Raw genomic sequence first — 19,020 nt, 5'->3', positions numbered from 1 at the left:
GGTGCGCGCGGCGCGCCGAAACGCCGAATGCGGGAACGAATCGGGCCGGCCGTTGGTTGTCGGTACGAGAGCGGCCCGGCCGCCGGACAAGTCTGCGATCGAGAGGAATCGACGTGAGCAACACCGCCGTAGATCACCAGGGCAAGGATGTCGCCGACTTCTGGTTCGACCCGCTGTGTCCCTGGTGCTGGATCACCTCACGGTGGATCCTCGAGGTGGAGAAGGTGCGCGATATCGAGACCCGCTTCCACGTCATGAGCCTGGCCGTACTCAACGAAGGCCGCGACCTCCCGCCGGAGTACCAAGAGCTGATGAACAGCGGCTGGGGCCCGGTCCGGGTGGCCATCGCGGCCGCGCGCGAACACGGCGACAAGGTACTCGCCCCGCTCTACACCGCCATGGGAACCAGGATTCACGACCGCAGGGCCGAATACGAGCGCGCCACCACCGCGGAGACACTGGCCGCGGTCATCGCCGACGCGCTCGCCGAAACCGGCCTGCCCGCCGAGCTGGCCGAGGCCGCGCACAGCACCGACTACGACGCGGAGCTGCGCGAAAGCCACCACGCCGGAATGGACAAGGTCGGCAAGGACGTCGGCACCCCGACCATCCACGTCAACGGCGTGGCCTTCTTCGGCCCCGTGCTCTCCCGCATCCCGCGCGGCGAGGACGCGGGCAAGGTCTGGGACGGCGTCGTCGCCCTGGCGTCCTACCCGCACTTCTTCGAGCTGAAGCGCACCCGCACGGAAGACCCTGTGTTCGACTGATCAGGCGACGGGCTTCGGGGGCAGGCTCGGAACCTCTCCGTACGGGCCGTACGGATGCCGGCCTGGCGGGAATTGTGGGGGAGGGCTCGGGCGCCAGAAGAGGCGGCCGTGCCTACTGCGGTCGCGCAGCGCCCACATCCGCCAGGTCAGCACCGGGTGCGTGGACAGCGCGTTGACGATCCAGACGAAGAAGCCCTTCTCCTGCGCGGCGCGGTCGGCCATCTCGTCGAAACCGACCATGGTGTTCATGTACTTGCCCGCGGCGAGGGTGCCCATGGCCGCGCGGGCGCCCTCGTGCCGGTTGCAGAACCCGTGATTGTCGGCGGTGTATTCCTGCGAGCGGATCAGTGAGCTGCCGATGATCGGCAGGAACGGCACCAGGAACATGCCGAGCTGACGCCAATACGAGGTATGCCCGGCCGCGATATGCCCGACCTCGTGGCCGATGATGAACGCCAGCGCGTCCGGTTCGCGAGCGGCGCCGCCGATTTCGAACAGGTCGCTGTAGACCACCACGAACCGGCGGAATCCGTGGCCGGAGGCGAAGGCGTTGATCTGGCCGTTGCCGAGCACCACATAGGCATCGGGTGCCTTGGCCATGCCGAAACGCGCCGCCGCCTCCTGCACCAACCGGTAGCCCTCCGGGAACTGGGTCGGCGACATCTTCACCCCGTTGACCCGCTGGGTCGCGTAGTTCACGCCACGGCCGAACCAGATCAGGATCGGCGCGAACACCAGGGCGAGGATGTATTCGTTCACGTTGCCGAACACCAGCAGCAGCGCCGCGAACAGGTACGCCAGCGCCGTCAATGCCACCACCACGATGAGCAGCGGGATCTCCCACAGATGCCGCGCGGGCATACCGAACGGCGAGAGCCCCCGCGGCAGGCTGCCCGGCGGCACGGCGGGCGGCACCGGCGCGGACCCGTAGGCCGGATACCCGGCGCTGGGATAGCCGGGTGGCATCCCCGGGTAGGGCGCCGACGGATACGCCGTCGGTGGGGCGGTCTGCGGAGGCTGCGGCACCTCGCTCGATTCGGACCCGGACGAGGAACCCTGCGGCGCGTTCTTGCGCAACCACTCTGGCTGCCCCCCGGATTGATCGGCCTGCGGACGCTGCGGCGGCTGAGGATCGATCGGTTGCATGGACGCCCACTCTATTCAGATCGAGCCCGTCGAGTCGGGTCGCCGGCGCCCTCGAAGCCCGGTGTGGCCACCGCCACAGCCCATCCTCGCCGCACTGGATGGCGGGCAGGCACAACCCCGCCAACACCCTCGACGGAGCCGCATCGCAGCGCGGATAGGATTCCACCCATGCGCGTATACCTTGGTGCCGACCATGCCGGTTTCGAACTGAAGAATCACGTCAAGGCCCATCTCGAGCAGGCGGGCCACGAGGTCGTCGACTGCGGCGCCCTCGAATACGACGCGCTCGACGACTACCCGGCCTTCTGCATCGAAGCCGCGCGGCGCACCGTCGCCGACCCCGGCAGCCTCGGGCTGGTCTTCGGTGGCAGCGGCAACGGCGAGCAGATCGCCGCCAACAAGGTGCCCGGTGCGCGCTGTGCGCTGGCCTGGAGCGTCGAGACCGCCAAGCTCGCCCGCGAGCACAACAACGCTCAGCTGATCGGTATCGGCGGCCGCATGCACTCCACCGAGGAAGCTCTGGCCATCGTCGACGCGTTCATCAGCACCCCGTGGTCGGAGGAAGCGCGCCACCAGCGCCGCATCGACATCCTCGCCGAATACGAGAAGACCGGCGTCGCGCCCGCGCTGCCCGGCCAGTAGACCGAACGTATTCGACAGTGCCCGAGGGTCATACGCTGCACCGCCTGGCGAAGCTGCATCAGCGGCGGCTGGCAGGCGGTGTGGTGCGGGTGTCGAGCCCGCAGGGCAAGTTCGCCGACGGCGCCGCGCGGGTGGACCGGCAGGTCATGGTCCGGTCCGAGGCCTGGGGTAAACATCTGCTGCACCACTATGAATCCGGGCTGGTCGTGCACGTGCACCTCGGTTTGTACGGCAGCTTCACCGAATCGGCGATGCCGATGGGGGAGCCGGTCGGGCAGGTCCGGATGCGGCTGGCCGGCGCCGATTTCGGCACCGACCTGCGCGGGCCCACCGCCTGCGAGGTGCTGACCGCCCCCGAGGCCGGCGCGCTCGTCGACCGGCTCGGTCCCGACCCGCTGCGCCGCGGCGCCGATCCGGAGCGGGCCTGGCGCCGGATTCATCGCTCCCGCAGGCCGATCGGCTCGCTGCTGATGGACCAGCAGGTCATCGCGGGCGTTGGCAACGTCTACCGTGCCGAGGTCCTCTACCGGCACGGCATCGCACCGCAGCGGCCGGGCACCGCGCTGTCCCGCGATGAATGGGACGCGATGTGGGCGGATCTGGTGCAGCTGATGCGGGTGGGGGTGCGCCGCGGGAAGATGCATGTGGTGCGGCCGGAACACGATCACGGTGAACCGTCCTACGCGCCGGATCGGCCGCGCACCTACGTCTATCGCCGCGCCGGTGCACCCTGCCGGATCTGCGGTACGCCGGTAGCTCATTCGGTGCTGGAGGGGCGAAACCTCTTCTGGTGCCCGGCATGTCAGCCCAGCTGAGCGGCCGGTAGCCTAGTCGCCCGACTGCCGTCGGCTCCACCGATTCGCTCCGCGTGTCGCATGATCCGCGGGTGTCGTGTCGGCTTTTCAACCGGCGACGGCCGCTCCCATCTCCGCTTCGTCGGCATCGGCCAGCGCGAAACGACGCCCGCCCGCCGTCTTGGCCGAATACATCGCCCGGTCGGCGCGCCGCAGCAGATCGGTGAAATCGCATGGGCTGCCGGGCGGTGAGTACGCCGTGCCGACGCTCGCCGACACCGGCACCGGACCCGCGGACGACCACACCGGATCGCGCAGTGCGGCCACGATGCGATGTGCGAGATCGCCGAGGTTGTTGCGCGGCGGATTGGTGGCGAGCACGAATTCGTCACCGCCGTAGCGGCAGATGACGGTATCGGGCGGGCACACCTCACGCAGCCGGTTCGCCAGGTCGACCAGCACCTCGTCGCCCACGGCGTGTCCGTAACCGTCGTTGATCTGTTTGAAGCGGTCCAGATCGATCAGCAGCAGCCCGATTCCGCGCGTGGGATCCGCGGCCATCAATCGCACCCGATCTTGCAGCAGCGTGCGATTGGCGAGGTCGGTCAGCGCATCGTGGGTCGCCTCGTGGCGCAGCCGGTGCTGCAGGGCGGCGATCTCCTGCACCCGCACCGAGACCGCCGCCGAGATGTGCTGTTCCTGCTGGGCCAGCGCACGCTCCTGCAAGGCCTGGGCATAGCTGTCGATGGCCTGGCTGGCCACGAAGGGCCACCTGGTCGCCGTCAGCGAGCCGGGCGGGCCCGCGCGGAAGCCGAGCAGCGTGCGAGTCGCCTGGGCGAGCATGCGAATTCGTTCCAACGGCGCCTCGGCCAGCCGCGCACCGAGCATTCGGGCTTCGAGCACCGGAAACGGTTCGGATCCGGCCAGTTCGAGCAGGCGCTCGATGATCTCGATCAGAACAGGTTCCAGCTGTTGTGGGGCCGCCTCGACTCCGGGCTCGGCGCAGACCGTGCGCGCCCATGCCCGTGCGGTCGCGGCGACCGGTGGTCGGTCCTCAGCCGGCATGGCGCTCACCGGACACAGGTGACGACTCCGCGCGGGCTCCCCGATCCGAGCCCGACACCGGCGTCGCACCGGTCGTTCTCACTGCTACGCGGATGGTCCACCTCGTCGGGTGCACGCTCACCGCCCCCTTTCCAGATACCCCCGTCCGGCAAAAAGGATCCTAGCAAGCCGATCGGCCTCGAAAAACGGCGTTCTGCAACGAGTTCTCGGTGCGTAGCCACGGGCGATCGGGTATGTGATCGCTGTGCGGCCGCGAGTGTTACACAACACTTCCGGTTAGCTCGAAAATCGCCGGAAGGCAGTCGCGGCGGGACCCGTGTGCCGGAGCGGGGGGCTGATTGGCGTTACCGGAGGCGGGTTCGGTACAGTCGCTCATGCACACGACATCGTGGCGATCCCATCGATGTCGTATGCCTGCGGGTGTAGTTCAATGGTAGAACCTCAGCCTTCCAAGCTGATGGTGCGGGTTCGATTCCCGTCACCCGCTCACACGCAATATGCTCGCCCCTGGCGAGGCCTCGGGGTGTAGCGCAGCTTGGTAGCGCATCCGCTTTGGGAGCGGAGGGTCGCAGGTTCAAATCCTGTCACCCCGACCATCGAAATAAGCCCCTGACCAGTGTGGCCAGGGGCTTTCTGCGGTCGAGGTCAGACGCCGTCGGTGGCCATCGGCGCCGGCAGTTCCGCATGCCGGGCAAACGCCTGATCGATCAGCTCGGAGGCGGCTCGGGTGGCGATCAGGCGGGCGATGGCGAGATCGGTTTCGAGCTTGGTCCGGTCCTTGGGGGTGCGGTCCGACTGTTCGTAGCTCTGGCCTGCCAGCAGGTAGAAGACCTCCGAGGCGTACCGGTCGGCGATGCGGTCGCAATCGGCGCGCAGCCTCTCGACGAACTGGAAGGTCGCGTCCACCGCGAGCCCGGCGTCGCTGAGCCGGGTCGCCAGATCGCAGCAACGTGGATTGGTCACCCGGTAGGCGTCGAGTGGGTCGTCGCTGGCGGCCAGCGCCTGTTTCACGTAATCCGGTAGCTCGGGTTGCGGCTCGCGTTCCTTCGGCTCGTCGGCCGGTCGGGGGCCGGGCGCCGGCTCGGCGGCCGGCTGATCGGCGACCCCGAGTACGTCGGCGAGTCCGTCGCCGCGATCCCAGGCATCGAGCAGTTCGCGGATGCCGTTGAGCTTCATGCCGCGCCCGAGTAGGCGGCTGATCGTTTGCAGCCGGTTCAAGTGGTCGGACCCGTAGTAGCCGATCCGTCCCCGAACATCGGGCGACGGCAAGAGCCCCCGTTCGTGGTACACGCGCACGCTGCGCACGGTGGTATCGGCTACCCGCGCCAGTTCGTCGATCGTGTACTCCGCCTCTGCTGCCATGCCTACTAGGAAACCACAATCGTGCCCGTAGAAAAACGGACCGTGGCGAAATGTGCCGTTACATGCCGGTACGGAAGGTAACTAGTTGATCAATGTCCCGTTACCTGACGGCAGATTCGCTTGCCCCGAGACGAACCGTCGGTTAACGTGCGTTGACCGGCTCTCGAGCTGGTTTCCGGAGACTGTCGAGCAGCTCCGATGACTCCCCAGCGCTCTCGCGCGACCACGGACACGCGGATATCGGCGTGCCCTCGGCTTCCCGGAGATTTCCATGACAACTGCTCGGACGAATCTGCTCGACCGCGATGATCTCGCGGCACCGCGGATCACCACCATTCCCGCCAGGTCCACCACTCGCCCACCATGCGCGGACACTCCCGACAACTGGGATCTGGACGCGGGCACGCCCGAAGCGTGGCGGACCGCGGTGAGCACCTGTAGTGGGTGCCCGGTGCTGGCGCAATGCCGGCAATTGGCGGAAATGCTCATCGCCCGTGGCGATTACCCGCGTTCGATGATCTGGGCCGGAACCGCGTACGACGCTTCCGGTCATGTGGTAGACGACTTGGACAAACACCGTGTCGCGGCGCTGGACAACAAGCGTCCGATGCGGATCATCCGAAATGGTCCACGTCCGAGCCGGATCGAATCAGCGACCGGCGCGCCGCGTCGGCACCTGGTTCTCGGGCGACCACTTCGGCCGACCGGGACCGGCGCACACTGATCATCCGGCCTCGTTGTCAGGGCCGGACATGTTGTAGGAGAACGTAGTTCATGACCTTTGTGGCATTGGAAATCGGCACGTCCAGGTTCGCGGCCACCCGCGTGGATCCGGACGAGGGACTGATGGAGATCCATGAGATCCCGGTGCCTGCTCGTGCCGCATGGGATCGTTGCGCTGAACTACTCGCCGAGGTCGTCGCCGGTGGCGACGTTGTCGGCGTCGGCATCGCCTCCACCGGGCCGATCGATATGGCCGCGGGTGTCGTTGCGCCGAGCGACGTTTCGGACTGGCAGTCGGGGTTCGGCATCCTCGGCGCGGTGGAGGAGATGTTTCCCGGAGCGGGAATTCAGCTCGCTCTGGACGGGGTTTGCCTGGCGTTGGCCGAACGGTACCTCGGCGCCACCGCCGAGGTACCGGACGCGCTCTCGATCTCGGTCTCGGATCGGATCGCGGGTGGCGTGCAGGTCGGCGGTTTGACCGTGGTCGGACGTACCGGCAACGGCGGGCACATCGGTCACGTTCTCGTGCCCGGCTTCGACGACGTCTGCGACTGCGGCGGCAGGGGCTGCCTCGAGGCTGTCGCCGGTGGTAAATCGGCTGCTCGCTGGGCGCGGGCGAACGGCTGGAGCGGTGAGGGTACCGCGCAGTTGGTCGCGGACGCCGCCGCGGGTCAGGAGGTCGCGGTGGCTGCTCTCAACCGTGCCGGAACCGCGCTGGGCCAGGCCATTTCCTCGGTGACGGCACTGCTGGACATCGATCTCGTGGTGTTGAGCGGGAGCCTCGCCGAACCCGGCTCGGCGCTGTGGAAACCCATGAACGCCGCCGTGGCGACGCATGCCCGGCTCAGCTTCCTGCCCGGCTTGCGGGTGGTGGCCTCGGACCTGGGGGACAACGCCATTCTGTGCGGTGCCGGGGTCCTGGCGCTGTCGGCGCAGGGCTGATCCCCGAGAGGTCGTAACTCTCCGTCACGTGACACGGAATTCGCATGGCGTAGTTCGCTGTTGACTTCGCCATGGCCGGCAGTCGAACACGCGGTTCCCTCGAAGTGAATCACTCGTTTGGCAACGCTCACGTCCAGTTGTGCGGCACACTGGGTGAACAGGCTTGCGAAAGCCCATTGAACGGCCCGCTATATAACGGTACATTGTGCAGTGTGACAACGGTGCGTTCGGGAAGTCCATCCGAGGTGCGCACGTGGTACTGGCGAGTCGGATGAGGGAAGTAGCGCAGTGATCCCGTGGGTGACGGTCGAAACATTGGCGCCGGACGTTCAGACGGTGGCATCGGTGGGGGACGAAGCTCGGGGGTTCGCGGGGTGGAGACGCGTCTTGCAGCGCATTCTGTCGAAAACGCCTGCGCTCTATGACAGTCTGTCCACCCGTGGCATCGGTGAGGCGCTCGACGCGGCACAGAAGCTGGCCGAGGACGTCGACCTGACGATCCCCACTGCCTCCGGGCCGCATCGGCTGTTGATCCGGCCGGTCTTCGGTCCGGCCCGGCAGGTGCACGCGCTGCGGATCTGGCTCGGCCCCGGTGCCGAAAAGGTGCCGGAGCTGCGCCGGGCGGTCGGCGTGACCTGGGATCTGGACGCGCAGATGATCTGCCAGCCCAACAGCATCTCGGGCCTACCGGGAATGGTGGCCGAAGAGTACGTCCCGCGGATCTCGCTGGCCGAGGTGTTTCATCGTTTCACCGGCTTCGACCTGCACGCTGAGGTGCTCTCGCTGCTCTACGGGCCGCGAGCGGGTGACAAACTCCAATTCGAGACCGCCGTCCGGACCGGTACCGGTGCTCCGGCGAAACTGCTGATCACCATCCGTGCCAGGGACGATGCGCAGGCCCGTGGCGCGTGGTTGCTGATCGAGGACATCACCTCCGAGACCACGACGGTGAGCGCGCCGACGCTAGAGCATGTCGGTTTGCGGGAGGCGCACCGCCGGGCGGGCACGCATCTGGCGGTCATCCAGATCTCGCACGCCAGCATCGCGCATTGGCTCACCGATCCGGCGCCATGGATCCGATGGGACTACCTGTTCCGGCCGGTCGATGTGTTCCACCCGGACGATCGCGCCCGGTTGCCGATGATCGCCGACCGGCTGCTCGCGGGCGAATCCGCCGGCTTGACGATGCGCACACTCGACTACGGCGGCGAGTATCAGTCGACCTCGCTGCTGCTGCACCCGTATCCGGGTACCAAACACCGTGATCTTGCCATCGGACAGCTCGTGCGGGCCGCCGGTGAGCGGCCCATGCTCGACGATTCTCGCTACGGTCTGCCGATGCACCGGGTGCGGACCCCGATCGGCTATGACCATCAACTGCGGCACTGGCTGGCGGGTCGGCAGAATCACAGTCCTGCATTCTGACCGACTCCCCAAGCGTGGGAATGGGTGGCCGGTCGGAATCGGCGATGCTCTCTACGATTTCGACTGTGCGCACACTGGCCGGTAGCTCGGTGGATTCGGGCGAAGCGTTGCTTCGCCGGATGGCCGCGCGCCGCCGCCGCGACAATGCGGTCATCGCCGTGCTCGCCGTCTTGGCGGTGCTCGGCGGTGGTCATGCGATCTTCAGTTTCCTGTTCAGCAAACCCGTTCCGGACACCAGCGGTCAGGAAGCGGTCACCATTGTCGGCCGGGCGCAGCTCGCCGGCACCTTCGCCCAAGAATTCGTGGTCACCTACTTGAGTTCGAACGACAGCCAGAAGGAGCGGCTGGCCGAGTTCGTCGCAGACAGCTCACGGCTGCGACTACCGAAAACCGGTCGCCAGGTGACCGATTCATCGGTCGTGTTCGTCCGGCGCACCGATGTGCAGGGTGGCCTCGATATCTGGACCGTCACGGTGTCGGTGCGCCTCGGTGGTTCCGGGAACACCGCGGGCGCCAGGCAGTTCTATCGCGTCGCGGTCTCGCTGACCGACGGCAGGCTGCGGGCGCTCGGATTGCCTGCGGCGGTGACCCCGCCGGGACGCGGCCTCGATCTGGCCACCACCTACAAGACCACCTGCCCGGTCGATGCGCCGGTCTCCACGGTGGCCTCCGGTTTCCTCGGTGCGTTCCTCACCGGTTCGGGCGACATCACCCGATACATCGCGCAGGGTTCTGGCATCACCGCGCTGGCCCCGCCGCCGTACACGAAGGCCGATCTGGTCTCCGTCGATGCCGACGATTCGAGTTGCGGTAAAAGCGGTTCGAAGATCCGGGTGCTGGCTTCGGTGGCCCCCTCGGCCTCGGGAGCAGAGGTGGCCGTCCTGGAATATCCGCTGACCATGATCAACAACGGCGGCCAATGGCAGGTCCAGACGATGGACCAGGTCCCCGCGCTCGCCACGCCCTTTGCCGTGATCGCCGAAGGCTCGAAGGAGCAGGCGGCCGGCCCCACCACGTCAGCGCCGCCCTCCACGGCGGCCATCCCACCAGCGACGCACAAGTGATCGGCGAAATGAGTGCACAATGGGTAGCAATCTGACCGGCGTTTTGCTGGTAATCCTGCAGTTCGTCCGCGCCGCCGGACTCATCCTGATCGCCATCATCGGCATCGGCACCCTCATCAGCGAGGGCGCCAAATCCAAACTGTCACCCGCCAAAGTGCTGACGGTGGCAGGCTCGGCCATCCTGGCCGGCGTGCTGATCTGGCTGCTCCCCACCCTGATCAATCACGCGCGCTGGGAAGTGAACACGGTGGTCCCCGATTCCCCGGTGGGCGCGTACTGATGGCTCAGGTCATCAAGGTATTCACGCCGATCAAGCGTGTGCCGGTGGTGGTCGGCAAGGCCCAGAACGGACAGAAGCTGCCCTTCGGCCCGTACACGTTGCCGCAGGTCGGGGCTGGTGTGGTGGTGATGACGGTGACGGGAACGTTCGCCATGAGTCTGCCGGTCAATCCGGCGGTGACCTTCTTCGCGGGCACGGCTGTCGCGATTCTCGCGGTGTTCTTGTTCGGGTTGATCCCCTACACCGGCGTCCGACTGACATCGCGGGCCCTGTGGTTCGCCCGGCTCATCTTCATACGCAAGCCGGTATCGGCGTCGGGGATGCCGGTGACGGAGGAGTCGTCACGGAATACGGTGTTCGTTTCGGAGACGGTGGTGGTGGTGTTTCCCGATCGACCCGCGCGTGAGATGCGGCCGCAACCAGCGCTCCCGTCCGGCGGCTGGCTGCGTGAACTGGTGGATGGCAATCGGAAGCTGGTCTCGGGCAATGGTGCAGGAGCGGTCTGATGGGGCTGGGACAAGATCTACAGCCGACCGCAGCGATCCGGGGGAACCTACAGTTCACCACCATGGGTTTGGTCACGGCGACCTACTTCATCAGCCCACTGGGATACGGCTTACGCAAAGCCAGTGACAAGCACGACGTCAAGATGGCCCATCATGCGTTGATCAACAACCTCCCTGATGGTTCGTTGCTGCTGGGTATCCAGGCGCAACTCAACACTCGCGATGTGCTGAGCAAGATGGTCGAGGGTGTGGACCTCGATGAATGCGAGGACTACGCGATCGAATCCGTCGCGGCCTATGAGCGCATCCGCGCCATCCGGCCCCGGACCCGGATTCATATGCTCTCGATACCGGTGGGCACGGTCGGCACACCGATGTCGGCGCTCTCACGGATGTGGAGCAGCGGTGCGACGGTGGATCCGTCCGCGATCTCGCGGGCCGACATGGACTCCTACGATTCCACCGCGTCCGACATCCTGTCCCGCATCGGCGACGATTTCGACCCGGTCCCGGTCCCGGCGGCGTTGTTCCAATGGCTGTGGGAGCACTATCTTTCGCGCGGAGCGCTGAGCGAACCGGTCGCACCCACCAGGATCGGGGCACTCGAAGACGCGACCGCCGCTGTGTTCCGTTCGGCAGCTCTCGACGAGGGTGCACAGGCCGACAGCAGCCGTCGGCTGCGCCCATCGTTCAGTCCGGTGATCAAGGTCGTCCAACCCGACGAAGCGGCATGGCCGTCGTATCAGACGATCTTGACGCCGCTGTCGTTTCCCTACGGCGGCATGACCTTTCCCGGTGGCAGCGAATTCCTGAACCTGCTCGAAGGAATCGACGAGGTCACCGTCGACTGGGCCATTCGGGTATCGACCAGGCCCGCGGATCAGGTGTTGAAGAGCAATGAACTGAATCTGCGCCGTCTCGGTGAGCAGATGGACCAGCGGGATCAGGAGGTCTCGTTCGCGCAGAACACGCTGATGGCCAAGGCGCAGTTGCTCAGCGAGTACAACAATCATTTCGAGGTCAACGGCGGCGAATCGGAGGTCTCGTTCACCACGGTGATCGCGGTGGGCAGCGGTTCGCGCGACACCACGCTCAATGCCGTCAATCAGATCAAGCGTCGCTACAAGCGGTTTCAGGTAGACCTGACCGCGCCGGTCGGCGCGCAGGTCGATCTCTGGTCGATGATGATCCCCGGCAGCCCGGCCCGGCGGGCCTACGACGATTTCGCCCACATCGTCCCCTCGGATATGTGGGCCGGTTTCGTGCCGTTCACCACGAACCAGATCGGTGACGACAGCGGTCCGGTCATCGGTGTCAACCTGCTGTCCGGCAATTTCGAACCGATCCATTTCGGGATCATGGAAGCAGCGCTGCACGACCTCTCGGCCTCGTTCGCGGTGACCGGCGAATTGGGCTCGGGCAAATCGTACTTCCTGAAGCTCATGGCGGTCCTGGTGCACGATATGGGCGGGCAGTTCCTGGCTCTGGATCGCAGCCAGGTCGGGGAGTGGGAGTACTTCGCGTCGACGATCGACGATGCGGTGATCGTCGACCTGACCAGTCCCACGGTGTCGCTGGATCCGCTGCGCTTGTTCGAACCCTCGGTGGCGGGCGAGCGGACGCTGGATTCGATCCTGCCGCTCCTGGATCTCTCGCCGACCAGCGGCGCCGGTGCCGCGGTGAGCAGCCTGCTCACCCCGAAAGGCATTGTCGAGCACAATATCCGCAGTCTGCTCGACCTGTTCATGGTCGCTCGACGGCTGCGCGAGGATCCCGGCCTCGGCGACGAGTACGCGGATCTGGCCGCCCGGCTTGCGACGATCGTCGATCGCGTGCCGGTCCTGTTCGATCCCGATCTGCCGCCGCTGCGCCTGGACGCCGCTGCAACCGTGGTGCGCAGCCATAAACTGGCACTGCCGACCGCGGAAGAGCTCACCACACCGCATCTGTACAACCGATTGCCGTTGACCAAGCGTCTGGGCACGGCGCTCTACGAACTCGTCGGCGTCGCGGCTCGGGAGGCGTTCCTTTCCGACAACGGCCGCTTCGGGCTGCTCGTCGGAGACGAAGCCCACCACTTCACCCAAACCCAGGTCGGTGCGGCGGTGACCTCGGACTTCAGCCGCGACGGACGTAAGCACCTCGCAGCGATCGGTCTCGCTTCCCATGATCCGGCGACCGACTTCCAAGGTGCGGCACATAATCTCATCCCGAACCGATTCGTCTTCCGGCAGCGCGACGAAACCTTGGCACGCAACAGCCTGGAGTGGGTCGGGGTCGATCTGAAGGAAGCGCCGTTCATGCTTCAGGTGCTGCGTGAAGATACTTCACCTCCGGTCGGACAGGGACGACAGGTTCCCGAGGAACGGCGCGGTGAGATGTTCATGCGTGATGCGCTGAACCGGATCGGACGCGGGAAGGTCCTCGGGCCCGCGCGGCCGGATCGCGCTGCGGCGATTACCAGCACGCCGACGGCGGCGAGCTCGAAGCAGATGGCCGCGCTGGAACGTCAGGTCGTGCCATGATCGGATGGGACCTTGTGGCCTGGGATGCCGGCCGCTGGCGTCCCAGCACTGTCGCTGCCAGGGGCCGGAAATGGGTCGTCGCTACGCGGCGTAGACGGTGGACGGTCTCGCTGCTGGGTTCGCTGTTCCTGCTGTTCGTGTTTCCCGGGCTGGTCGGCGCCGTGGCCACGGCGGGAACCAGCAACCTGGCCGCCAGCTCGTCTGCCAACAGCGCGCTGAGTTCGTTGGGTGTGCGCGATTCTTCGGGCGTCGAACTGGCCGACTACATGTTCGTCGTCAATATCGGCAACAGCCTGTTCAACCCAGCGAAGGCCGCGATCGGTCTGGTGATCGGCCTGATCTTCGCCGGGTGGCTCGTCATCGTCGGCGCTGTGCTGTGGCTGATCGGCTGGGTGTTGAGCTTCGTCTGGCTGGACCTGATCGGCAACGTGATGAAGGGTGTCGCCAACAGTTTCACCAATCAGATCGCGACATCGATCATGCTGGTCACGGCGGTCACGATCGGTGCGGTCATCGTGGGTGTGTTCCTGGCCCGTGGATTGCACGCCAAGGCCACCTCCCAGGTCGTGACAATGGTCGGCGTTGCGATGCTGGGTCCGATCTTCTTGGCTGATCCGCTTGCCGACATCCTGTCCTCGCACGGAGTGCTGATACAGGGGCGGGATCTCGGACTATCGATAGCTGCCGGCCTGCACGGCAACGCGACAAACGATCCGGACCAGCTGCTCGCGAGTATGAACGCCGACGCAGTCGACAATTTCGCCAGGAAACCGTTGCAGGTGTGGAACTTCAGCTATGTGCTCGACACGATTCCCGGCTGCAAGCAGGCATGGTCCGACGGGATCAGGTCGGGCAGTGGCAACACCACGCGCGATCTGCTGGAGAACTGCGGTGACGGCGGCTACGCCTACGCGATGTCGTCCGAGCCGACCGTCGGGCAGGTGGGAGCGGGAATCCTCATCTTGCTGTCCGCACTCATCATGATGTATTTCGCGGCGTACATGGCGGTCCGCATCATCTGGGCCGCCCTCGATGCGATCTATCACGGATTCATGATGATCTTCGGACTTGCGGCCGGTGGGTTCATCTATGGTCCGACCCAAACCTTCATGGCGCGCAACGCCGCCGACGCGCTGATAGCGGGCGCGCGAATGGCGATCAACACGGTGTTCCTGAGCCTGTACCTGCTGATCATCGGGAAAGTGTTCGAGCAGGCAGGGGGCCAGGTGGTCACCGTCCTGGTCGTTGGATCAATCGTTATGATCGTCGGCGTCGCGCAACTGGGCAGGTTGAACAACAGCCTGTCTCGCGGCAACGAATGGATCGCCGAGCGTTTCTCGGGGGTCATGCAGGGCGGGCGCGGCGGCGCCGGTGCAGGCGGTGGCGGCGGCTCCGGCGGATCGGGAATGGGGGTCGCCGGTGCCACCAACTCGATGAGCCCCGGCGCTGCCATGCTTGCGGGCATGGGCGCAATATCCACGATCAACAGCTCACCGGTCTCCGCCTGGCTGCTCGGGGCTGTCGGTCCGCTGAACCCGGCGGCCCGCCGAGCGGAGCGCATGCGAAGGACACAGATCGCCGGGTGGACCGAATCTCACATGGCCGGAGCGTATCCCGCCAGCTTCCTCAACCGGGTTCAGTTCGCCGAAGCGGCTCGGGAAGGCTTGGAGCGGCATGAGGCCGAACGAATCCGCGGCTGGAACACGACGGCGAATACTCGGACGCCGGATCGGTACAACATCCCCAGCGGAGTCGACACCGCTCGCGGTGCCGCCATCGCAGTCCAATGGGCGGTAGAGAAGGGGGGTGCCGGAGAGGGCGATCTGCTCGCGGCCCTCCAGATGGCAGGATTTACCGATCGACAAATAATGATGGATGCCATCGGCGCCCATACCTACGGCGAACGACGCACCGTGGATGAGCCGGCGAAGGCGAAGCCGCTCGCCAAGGTGGAAGCCTTGAGCCGCCAATTCGAGAGCAATCCGACAGAGGCCAACCTGTACGCACTCGAAATGGCCGCCGTGAACCTGCGAACCCAGCGCAGCGGCGGCGTCGCCCTGACAGATAGCGAAAGAACAATCGCCGAGCAATATTTGGCGGATCCCGTCAGGTGGCGGATCCAGGAATTGCAGCGCAGGAGAGACGGCCTGATGTTGAACAACAATGGTGAGGTCGAAGACAATCCGCACAGCACGCCAGAAGGTCGTATCAGTGCAGGCCGAATATTGTCCTGGATCGAAAATGGTTACGCGATGAATATCTTGGACTCGGTGGACCGGATCAACGAGACCCCTCTCGCGGATATTCAACACGGAGCCGCCCGACGGCAGGCGCACGACAGCGTCCGTGAGCTTCGCCGGCAGGTCAGTAGTGCCAGGCATCTCGAGCGCCAAACCCATGGTGAAGGGGCGACCGGCGCGGACATCGCACCGCCGCGTGCATGAGTGCCGTAGCCAAGACCAGGCCGAACTGTTCTCCGAGCGCACAATGAGACAGGATCGAGCGATCATATGAAAGTTCTGTTGTCAGCCGTCGCGGCAGTGATCGCGGTTTTCGGGGGGTTTCTGTTCGTCGTGGTCGCCTCCTTCACCGGGATCAGCACCTCGTCCGGCGAACAGTTCTTCAATTGCCAATGTGACAGCGCGATCGGGCCTGATCCTTCGGCGACGCAGACCTCGTCTCAGAGCCCGACCCCCGGTGCCACTCCCTGTGACTCCGAGGGTGAGTGGGAGAGCTCCGGCGTACCGACGACGAATCCGTACGCCGAAATGACAGTGGCACCCGGCGACACCGAGGTTTCGGATTGGCACCGTGACTGCCTCTCGGCGATGTCGTCGGCTCCGTTGCAGACCCCCGCCACCGACAAGACCAATTCCGGCTTCGCTGTCGAGTGTGCTCGGGAGCTGGCGCTTGCGCGGACCGGCGAACCCGCGAGCGCAGTGAGTTCCGCTGCGGCGGAGATGGTTCGAGAGGTGATCTACGAGGCATCGGTCGCGTTGACCACGGGCCGCTGCGCGGTCGCTGCCGAAGGGGGCGGCATAGCAGTCCCGACAGCACAATCCGGACACCCACAACCCGGCGGCTCCTGCGTACAGACCAGCGACACGTCAGTGATCGACCTACCCGGCACGATTGCCGGGCAGGGACTGTGCGGCCAACGCGTCAAGCTCGACGCCGTCTCGGCGGGTGATCTGATCTTCTGGGATTACCGCGATCACGCGCCGACCCGAGTCGGCATTGCAGTGGACCGAACGCGCGTGGTCACCGCAGATCCGGCCACTGGGCAGTTCGGGTTGATGGAGATCAACTCCGACAGTGACGTACGCGTGAAACGGGTGCTGCCCGGTACCGAGAGCTGACGGCGGGTGCGGGCTCAGTAGCCCATGTACGCCCCACCTTCGCGCATACTCGCGATCCCCGGCACATTGCTGACCGAGCCGTATCGATCGATGGAGTAGCGCACGCCGGCGATGATGTTGTCGACCGGATTCCAGATATCGCGGTGCCCCGGCAGCGAATAGGCGTTGAACGTCGGGTCGATGGTCTGCATCAGCCCCTTCGACGGGATGCCGGCAGCGGCGTTGCTGTCCCACAGGTTGATCGCGTGCGGATTGCCACTGGATTCGTGCTGGATTATCGCCGCGATGGCCGAGCGGTCGATCTGGCTTGTGTCGTAGCCGTTCTCGGCCAGTACGCGCATGGCCTGATCGATCCATTGACTCTGCTGCCCGGTGGGCATCGTCCGGGGCGGTCCGGTCCCAGCGCCGCCGCGGCCCGGCCCGGTTCCGCGGCGCCGGCGCGGTGCGGGTGCCTGGGGCCGCGATTCCCGGACGTAGCGACCTGCGAGCGCGGCTACCCGATCCGCCGACACCGCGGCGTTGGTCTGCCCCTGGCCCAGCACGGTACCGGCCCGTTGTAGCGCCCTGCCCAACGTGGCGATCACCATCTGCTGGCCCTCGGGTGTGTCCGCCACCGGCCCCAAAGCGGTGAGCGCCGTGTTGACTTCGGCGATGAGTGTGCTTATCGCCGCCCTGCCGTGCGCGGTGGAATTCGCCGCGTCACCGAGGATCCGCTCGAGCTCGACGTTCAAGTTCCCGAGGGCCTCGACGCGACGAGACGTATTGCCCTCGTGGAGACCGTATTGCGCGCCCATTTCACCGCCCAAACGTAAGGGGCCGGTCGGAGCGCCGGTACTGACGACAGGCGGCGCGTAGCCCTGACCGGTGACCGCGGAGGGCGAGCCATCGCCGTAGCGTCCCGCGATGGCGGCAAGCGCGGCCATCGCCGGCGCGGCCACCCCGACGAGCGCAGCGGGCAAAGCACCGAAATCCGCTCCGGCCGCCGCGGCGGCACCGCCGGGCCGCGCGTCGCCGACCGGTGGTACCACTCCCGGCGCGGTGGCAGGCGATGTCGGAGCAGGCGTGCCACCCGATTGTGCGCCCGGCTTGGCGGTCGCCGCCGCCGCTCCCGCCCCTGGTGCCGCGGGACCGGAGGAGCCAGTGGGCGGACGAAGCTGTGCCGGGCCCTTGTTGCCGACGCGTTGGCGTCGTTCTCTGCGCCCGGGCGCCGGGTCGACGGGGCCGGTATCGACGGTGGGCCCAGCCATGGTCAGTACCCCACGTGGGCGCCGCCGGCGCGTACCGCCTTCACACCGGGCACGTTGCCCAACGAGCCGTATCGGTCGAGTGCGTAGCGCACGCCGGCGATGATGTTGTGGACCGGATTCCAGATGTCGTTGTAGCCGGGAAGGGCATACTGCCGGAACGTCGGATCGATGGTCTGGAGCAGGCCCTTCGAGGGAGTTCCCCGTTTGGCGTTGTCGTCCCACAGGTTGATCGCCTGTGGATTGTTGCTGGATTCGTGCTGGGCCATGATCGCGATGGCCGCGGGATCGACCTTGCTCATATCGGTGCCGGACCGGCGCAGGATATCCATGGCCTGCTGGATCCATTGGCCGACCGACCCGCCCTGTCCGACGCGGTACGGGCTGTACCCGGTCCCGGTCGTCGCGTTCCCGGAGGGCTGCTGCTGCCCGTTGATATTCCACAGGTACTGGGCGGTGAGGCGTTGGACGTGGGCGGCCATGTCCTTGGTGGTCGATTGCCCGGCCGAGACAATGGTGTGAGCCTTCTGCAGAGCGCGCGCGAGGATTTGGTGTACCTTCGCGTGACCTTCGCGGGTATACGCATGCGGGCCGAGCTCGGCCAGTGCGACATTGACTTCCCGGATGAGCTCGGTGAGCTTCTTCCGGTCCACCTTGTGGTTGCCTGCCAGACCCGAGACGTACTGGGCGAGCTGGTTGTCGAGATTGTTGAATGCGGTCGCGGCTGTGCGCTGGAACAGTTGCCGAGCACGGCTCCCACTGGCAGCGCCGCCACTGCCGGGGGTGAGTCCCAGCATCTTTCGTAGCTCGATGACCTCGGGATCGGTCGGATTGCCATCCCCATAGGCCGCCGCCAAGAGACGCAAAGCCTTGATCGCACGCTGAGCCTCGGGCGACAGGCCCCCCGCGACAGCGTCGGCGGCGGTGTCTGTCATGCCGGCGCCCGCGGTGCCGGTGGTGGCGTCGGGTTCGCCCAGCTTCTCGCGAGCGCTCGTAGCCGGTGCGGCAGCCGCGTTCGCGGTCGTCGGCGCGGACGCTGTCGCTGCCGTTTTCCCCGCGGCATCGCCGTTGTTGCCGGTCAAACCCGACAGCGCCGAAGCGAGCATCGGCAGCATCTGTGAGCCGGCGGACAGGGCAGGCTCGAGCTGAGCGAGCAGGTCCGCGCCGTCTTGCGCC

The 19,020-nt window shown here is 66.3% G+C and carries 17 protein-coding genes and 2 tRNA genes; 14 read left to right on the top strand and 5 right to left on the bottom strand.

What is annotated here, in order from left to right:
* Positions 1-113 precede the first annotated feature (113 nt).
* The gene (locus AC5W7N_RS20455; RefSeq protein ID WP_163814797.1) at positions 114-767 is read left to right on the top strand and encodes a mycothiol-dependent nitroreductase Rv2466c family protein; all 654 of its coding nucleotides are present in this window, start codon (positions 114-116) and stop codon (positions 765-767) included.
* On the opposite strand, the gene AC5W7N_RS20450 is transcribed toward AC5W7N_RS20455, so the two are convergent.
* Positions 768-1,733: a M48 family metallopeptidase gene (locus tag AC5W7N_RS20450; RefSeq protein WP_416381951.1), complete on the bottom strand. Its 966-nt coding sequence runs from the start codon at positions 1,731-1,733 to the stop codon at positions 768-770. It abuts the gene before it with no gap.
* Between the two features lie 348 nt (positions 1,734-2,081).
* Here AC5W7N_RS20450 and AC5W7N_RS20445 point away from each other — a divergent pair, with 348 nt between their 5' ends.
* Both AC5W7N_RS20445 and AC5W7N_RS20440 read left to right on the top strand, forming a co-directional pair.
* Positions 2,082-2,555 carry a ribose-5-phosphate isomerase gene (locus AC5W7N_RS20445; protein ID WP_014349601.1) on the top strand — a complete coding sequence of 158 codons (474 nt, stop codon included), beginning with the start codon at positions 2,082-2,084 and terminating at the stop codon, positions 2,553-2,555.
* A 17-nt stretch (positions 2,556-2,572) separates the two neighbouring features.
* Positions 2,573-3,370: an Fpg/Nei family DNA glycosylase gene (locus tag AC5W7N_RS20440; protein ID WP_195021419.1), complete on the top strand. Its 798-nt coding sequence runs from the start codon at positions 2,573-2,575 to the stop codon at positions 3,368-3,370.
* A gap of 87 nt (positions 3,371-3,457) precedes the next feature.
* On the opposite strand, the gene AC5W7N_RS20435 is transcribed toward AC5W7N_RS20440, so the two are convergent.
* Positions 3,458-4,414 carry a GGDEF domain-containing protein gene (locus tag AC5W7N_RS20435; protein ID WP_036534474.1) on the bottom strand — a complete coding sequence of 319 codons (957 nt, stop codon included), beginning with the start codon at positions 4,412-4,414 and terminating at the stop codon, positions 3,458-3,460.
* Positions 4,415-4,830: 416 nt separating this feature from the next.
* Here AC5W7N_RS20435 and AC5W7N_RS20430 point away from each other — a divergent pair.
* Positions 4,831-4,901: transfer RNA gene (locus AC5W7N_RS20430), tRNA-Gly, on the top strand.
* Between the two features lie 32 nt (positions 4,902-4,933).
* A tRNA-Pro gene (locus AC5W7N_RS20425) sits at positions 4,934-5,010 on the top strand.
* A gap of 49 nt (positions 5,011-5,059) precedes the next feature.
* Here the strand turns inward: AC5W7N_RS20425 and AC5W7N_RS20420 are convergent.
* Entirely contained in the window at positions 5,060-5,776 is a 717-nt protein-coding gene (locus AC5W7N_RS20420; RefSeq protein WP_163814794.1) for a MerR family transcriptional regulator, read from the bottom strand.
* Between the two features lie 271 nt (positions 5,777-6,047).
* Here AC5W7N_RS20420 and AC5W7N_RS20415 point away from each other — a divergent pair, with 271 nt between their 5' ends.
* The 9 genes from AC5W7N_RS20415 to AC5W7N_RS20375 all read left to right on the top strand — a co-directional run bounded on the left by AC5W7N_RS20415 (position 6,048) and on the right by AC5W7N_RS20375 (position 16,600).
* On the top strand, positions 6,048-6,500 hold the full coding sequence (locus AC5W7N_RS20415) for a hypothetical protein (protein ID WP_163814793.1): 453 nt from the start codon (positions 6,048-6,050) through the stop codon (positions 6,498-6,500).
* 50 nt (positions 6,501-6,550) lie between these two features.
* Positions 6,551-7,441 (top strand): ROK family protein, encoded by an 891-nt coding sequence (locus AC5W7N_RS20410; RefSeq protein WP_195007225.1) that lies wholly within the window; start codon positions 6,551-6,553, stop codon positions 7,439-7,441.
* 288 nt (positions 7,442-7,729) lie between these two features.
* Positions 7,730-8,866: a GAF domain-containing protein gene (locus tag AC5W7N_RS20405; protein WP_163814791.1), complete on the top strand. Its 1,137-nt coding sequence runs from the start codon at positions 7,730-7,732 to the stop codon at positions 8,864-8,866.
* Positions 8,867-8,931: 65 nt separating this feature from the next.
* Positions 8,932-9,930: a conjugal transfer protein gene (locus AC5W7N_RS20400; protein WP_280499237.1), complete on the top strand. Its 999-nt coding sequence runs from the start codon at positions 8,932-8,934 to the stop codon at positions 9,928-9,930.
* 19 nt (positions 9,931-9,949) lie between these two features.
* The gene (locus AC5W7N_RS20395) at positions 9,950-10,210 is read left to right on the top strand and encodes a hypothetical protein (protein ID WP_014349609.1); all 261 of its coding nucleotides are present in this window, start codon (positions 9,950-9,952) and stop codon (positions 10,208-10,210) included.
* A 44-nt stretch (positions 10,211-10,254) separates the two neighbouring features.
* On the top strand, positions 10,255-10,716 hold the full coding sequence (locus AC5W7N_RS20390; protein ID WP_495922005.1) for a hypothetical protein: 462 nt from the start codon (positions 10,255-10,257) through the stop codon (positions 10,714-10,716).
* 62 nt (positions 10,717-10,778) lie between these two features.
* Positions 10,779-13,241, top strand: coding sequence for an ATP-binding protein (locus AC5W7N_RS20385; RefSeq protein ID WP_228806368.1), 2,463 nt, complete (start codon positions 10,779-10,781; stop codon positions 13,239-13,241).
* On the top strand, positions 13,238-15,685 hold the full coding sequence (locus tag AC5W7N_RS20380) for a hypothetical protein (protein WP_194990376.1): 2,448 nt from the start codon (positions 13,238-13,240) through the stop codon (positions 15,683-15,685). The genes AC5W7N_RS20385 and AC5W7N_RS20380 overlap by 4 nt, the downstream gene beginning before the upstream one ends.
* A 78-nt stretch (positions 15,686-15,763) precedes the next feature.
* The gene (locus AC5W7N_RS20375; protein ID WP_195007226.1) at positions 15,764-16,600 is read left to right on the top strand and encodes an NlpC/P60 family protein; all 837 of its coding nucleotides are present in this window, start codon (positions 15,764-15,766) and stop codon (positions 16,598-16,600) included.
* Between the two features lie 14 nt (positions 16,601-16,614).
* Here AC5W7N_RS20375 and AC5W7N_RS20370 read toward each other — a convergent pair whose 3' ends face one another.
* Together AC5W7N_RS20370 and AC5W7N_RS20365 are read right to left on the bottom strand one after the other, a co-directional pair.
* Positions 16,615-17,847, bottom strand: coding sequence for a transglycosylase SLT domain-containing protein (locus AC5W7N_RS20370; protein WP_228806369.1), 1,233 nt, complete (start codon positions 17,845-17,847; stop codon positions 16,615-16,617).
* 2 nt (positions 17,848-17,849) lie between these two features.
* Positions 17,850-18,959: a DUF4226 domain-containing protein gene (locus AC5W7N_RS20365; protein ID WP_194990378.1), complete on the bottom strand. Its 1,110-nt coding sequence runs from the start codon at positions 18,957-18,959 to the stop codon at positions 17,850-17,852.
* Positions 18,960-19,020 lie beyond the last annotated feature (61 nt).

The sequence above is a fragment of the Nocardia sp. CDC519 genome (assembly GCF_059509835.1).
Note: the sequence above shows the minus strand (reverse complement) of the source record. Positions and strands in the feature narration are given on the sequence as shown.

Excerpts from the sequence above, each read along its gene's own strand:
- AC5W7N_RS20450 (WP_416381951.1), bottom strand. The coding sequence starts at position 1,733 with ATGCCACCCGGCTATCCCAGCGCCGGGTATCCGGCCTACGGGTCCGCG.
- AC5W7N_RS20445 (WP_014349601.1), top strand. The coding sequence starts at position 2,082 with ATGCGCGTATACCTTGGTGCCGACCATGCCGGTTTCGAACTGAAGAAT.
- AC5W7N_RS20435 (WP_036534474.1), bottom strand. The coding sequence starts at position 4,414 with ATGCCGGCTGAGGACCGACCACCGGTCGCCGCGACCGCACGGGCATGG.
- AC5W7N_RS20420 (WP_163814794.1), bottom strand. The coding sequence starts at position 5,776 with ATGGCAGCAGAGGCGGAGTACACGATCGACGAACTGGCGCGGGTAGCC.
- AC5W7N_RS20415 (WP_163814793.1), top strand. The coding sequence starts at position 6,048 with ATGACAACTGCTCGGACGAATCTGCTCGACCGCGATGATCTCGCGGCA.
- AC5W7N_RS20410 (WP_195007225.1), top strand. The coding sequence starts at position 6,551 with ATGACCTTTGTGGCATTGGAAATCGGCACGTCCAGGTTCGCGGCCACC.
- AC5W7N_RS20395 (WP_014349609.1), top strand. The coding sequence starts at position 9,950 with ATGGGTAGCAATCTGACCGGCGTTTTGCTGGTAATCCTGCAGTTCGTC.
- AC5W7N_RS20385 (WP_228806368.1), top strand. The coding sequence starts at position 10,779 with ATGGGTTTGGTCACGGCGACCTACTTCATCAGCCCACTGGGATACGGC.
- AC5W7N_RS20380 (WP_194990376.1), top strand. The coding sequence starts at position 13,238 with ATGATCGGATGGGACCTTGTGGCCTGGGATGCCGGCCGCTGGCGTCCC.
- AC5W7N_RS20370 (WP_228806369.1), bottom strand. The coding sequence starts at position 17,847 with ATGGCTGGGCCCACCGTCGATACCGGCCCCGTCGACCCGGCGCCCGGG.
- AC5W7N_RS20365 (WP_194990378.1), bottom strand. The coding sequence starts at position 18,959 with ATGCTGCCGATGCTCGCTTCGGCGCTGTCGGGTTTGACCGGCAACAAC.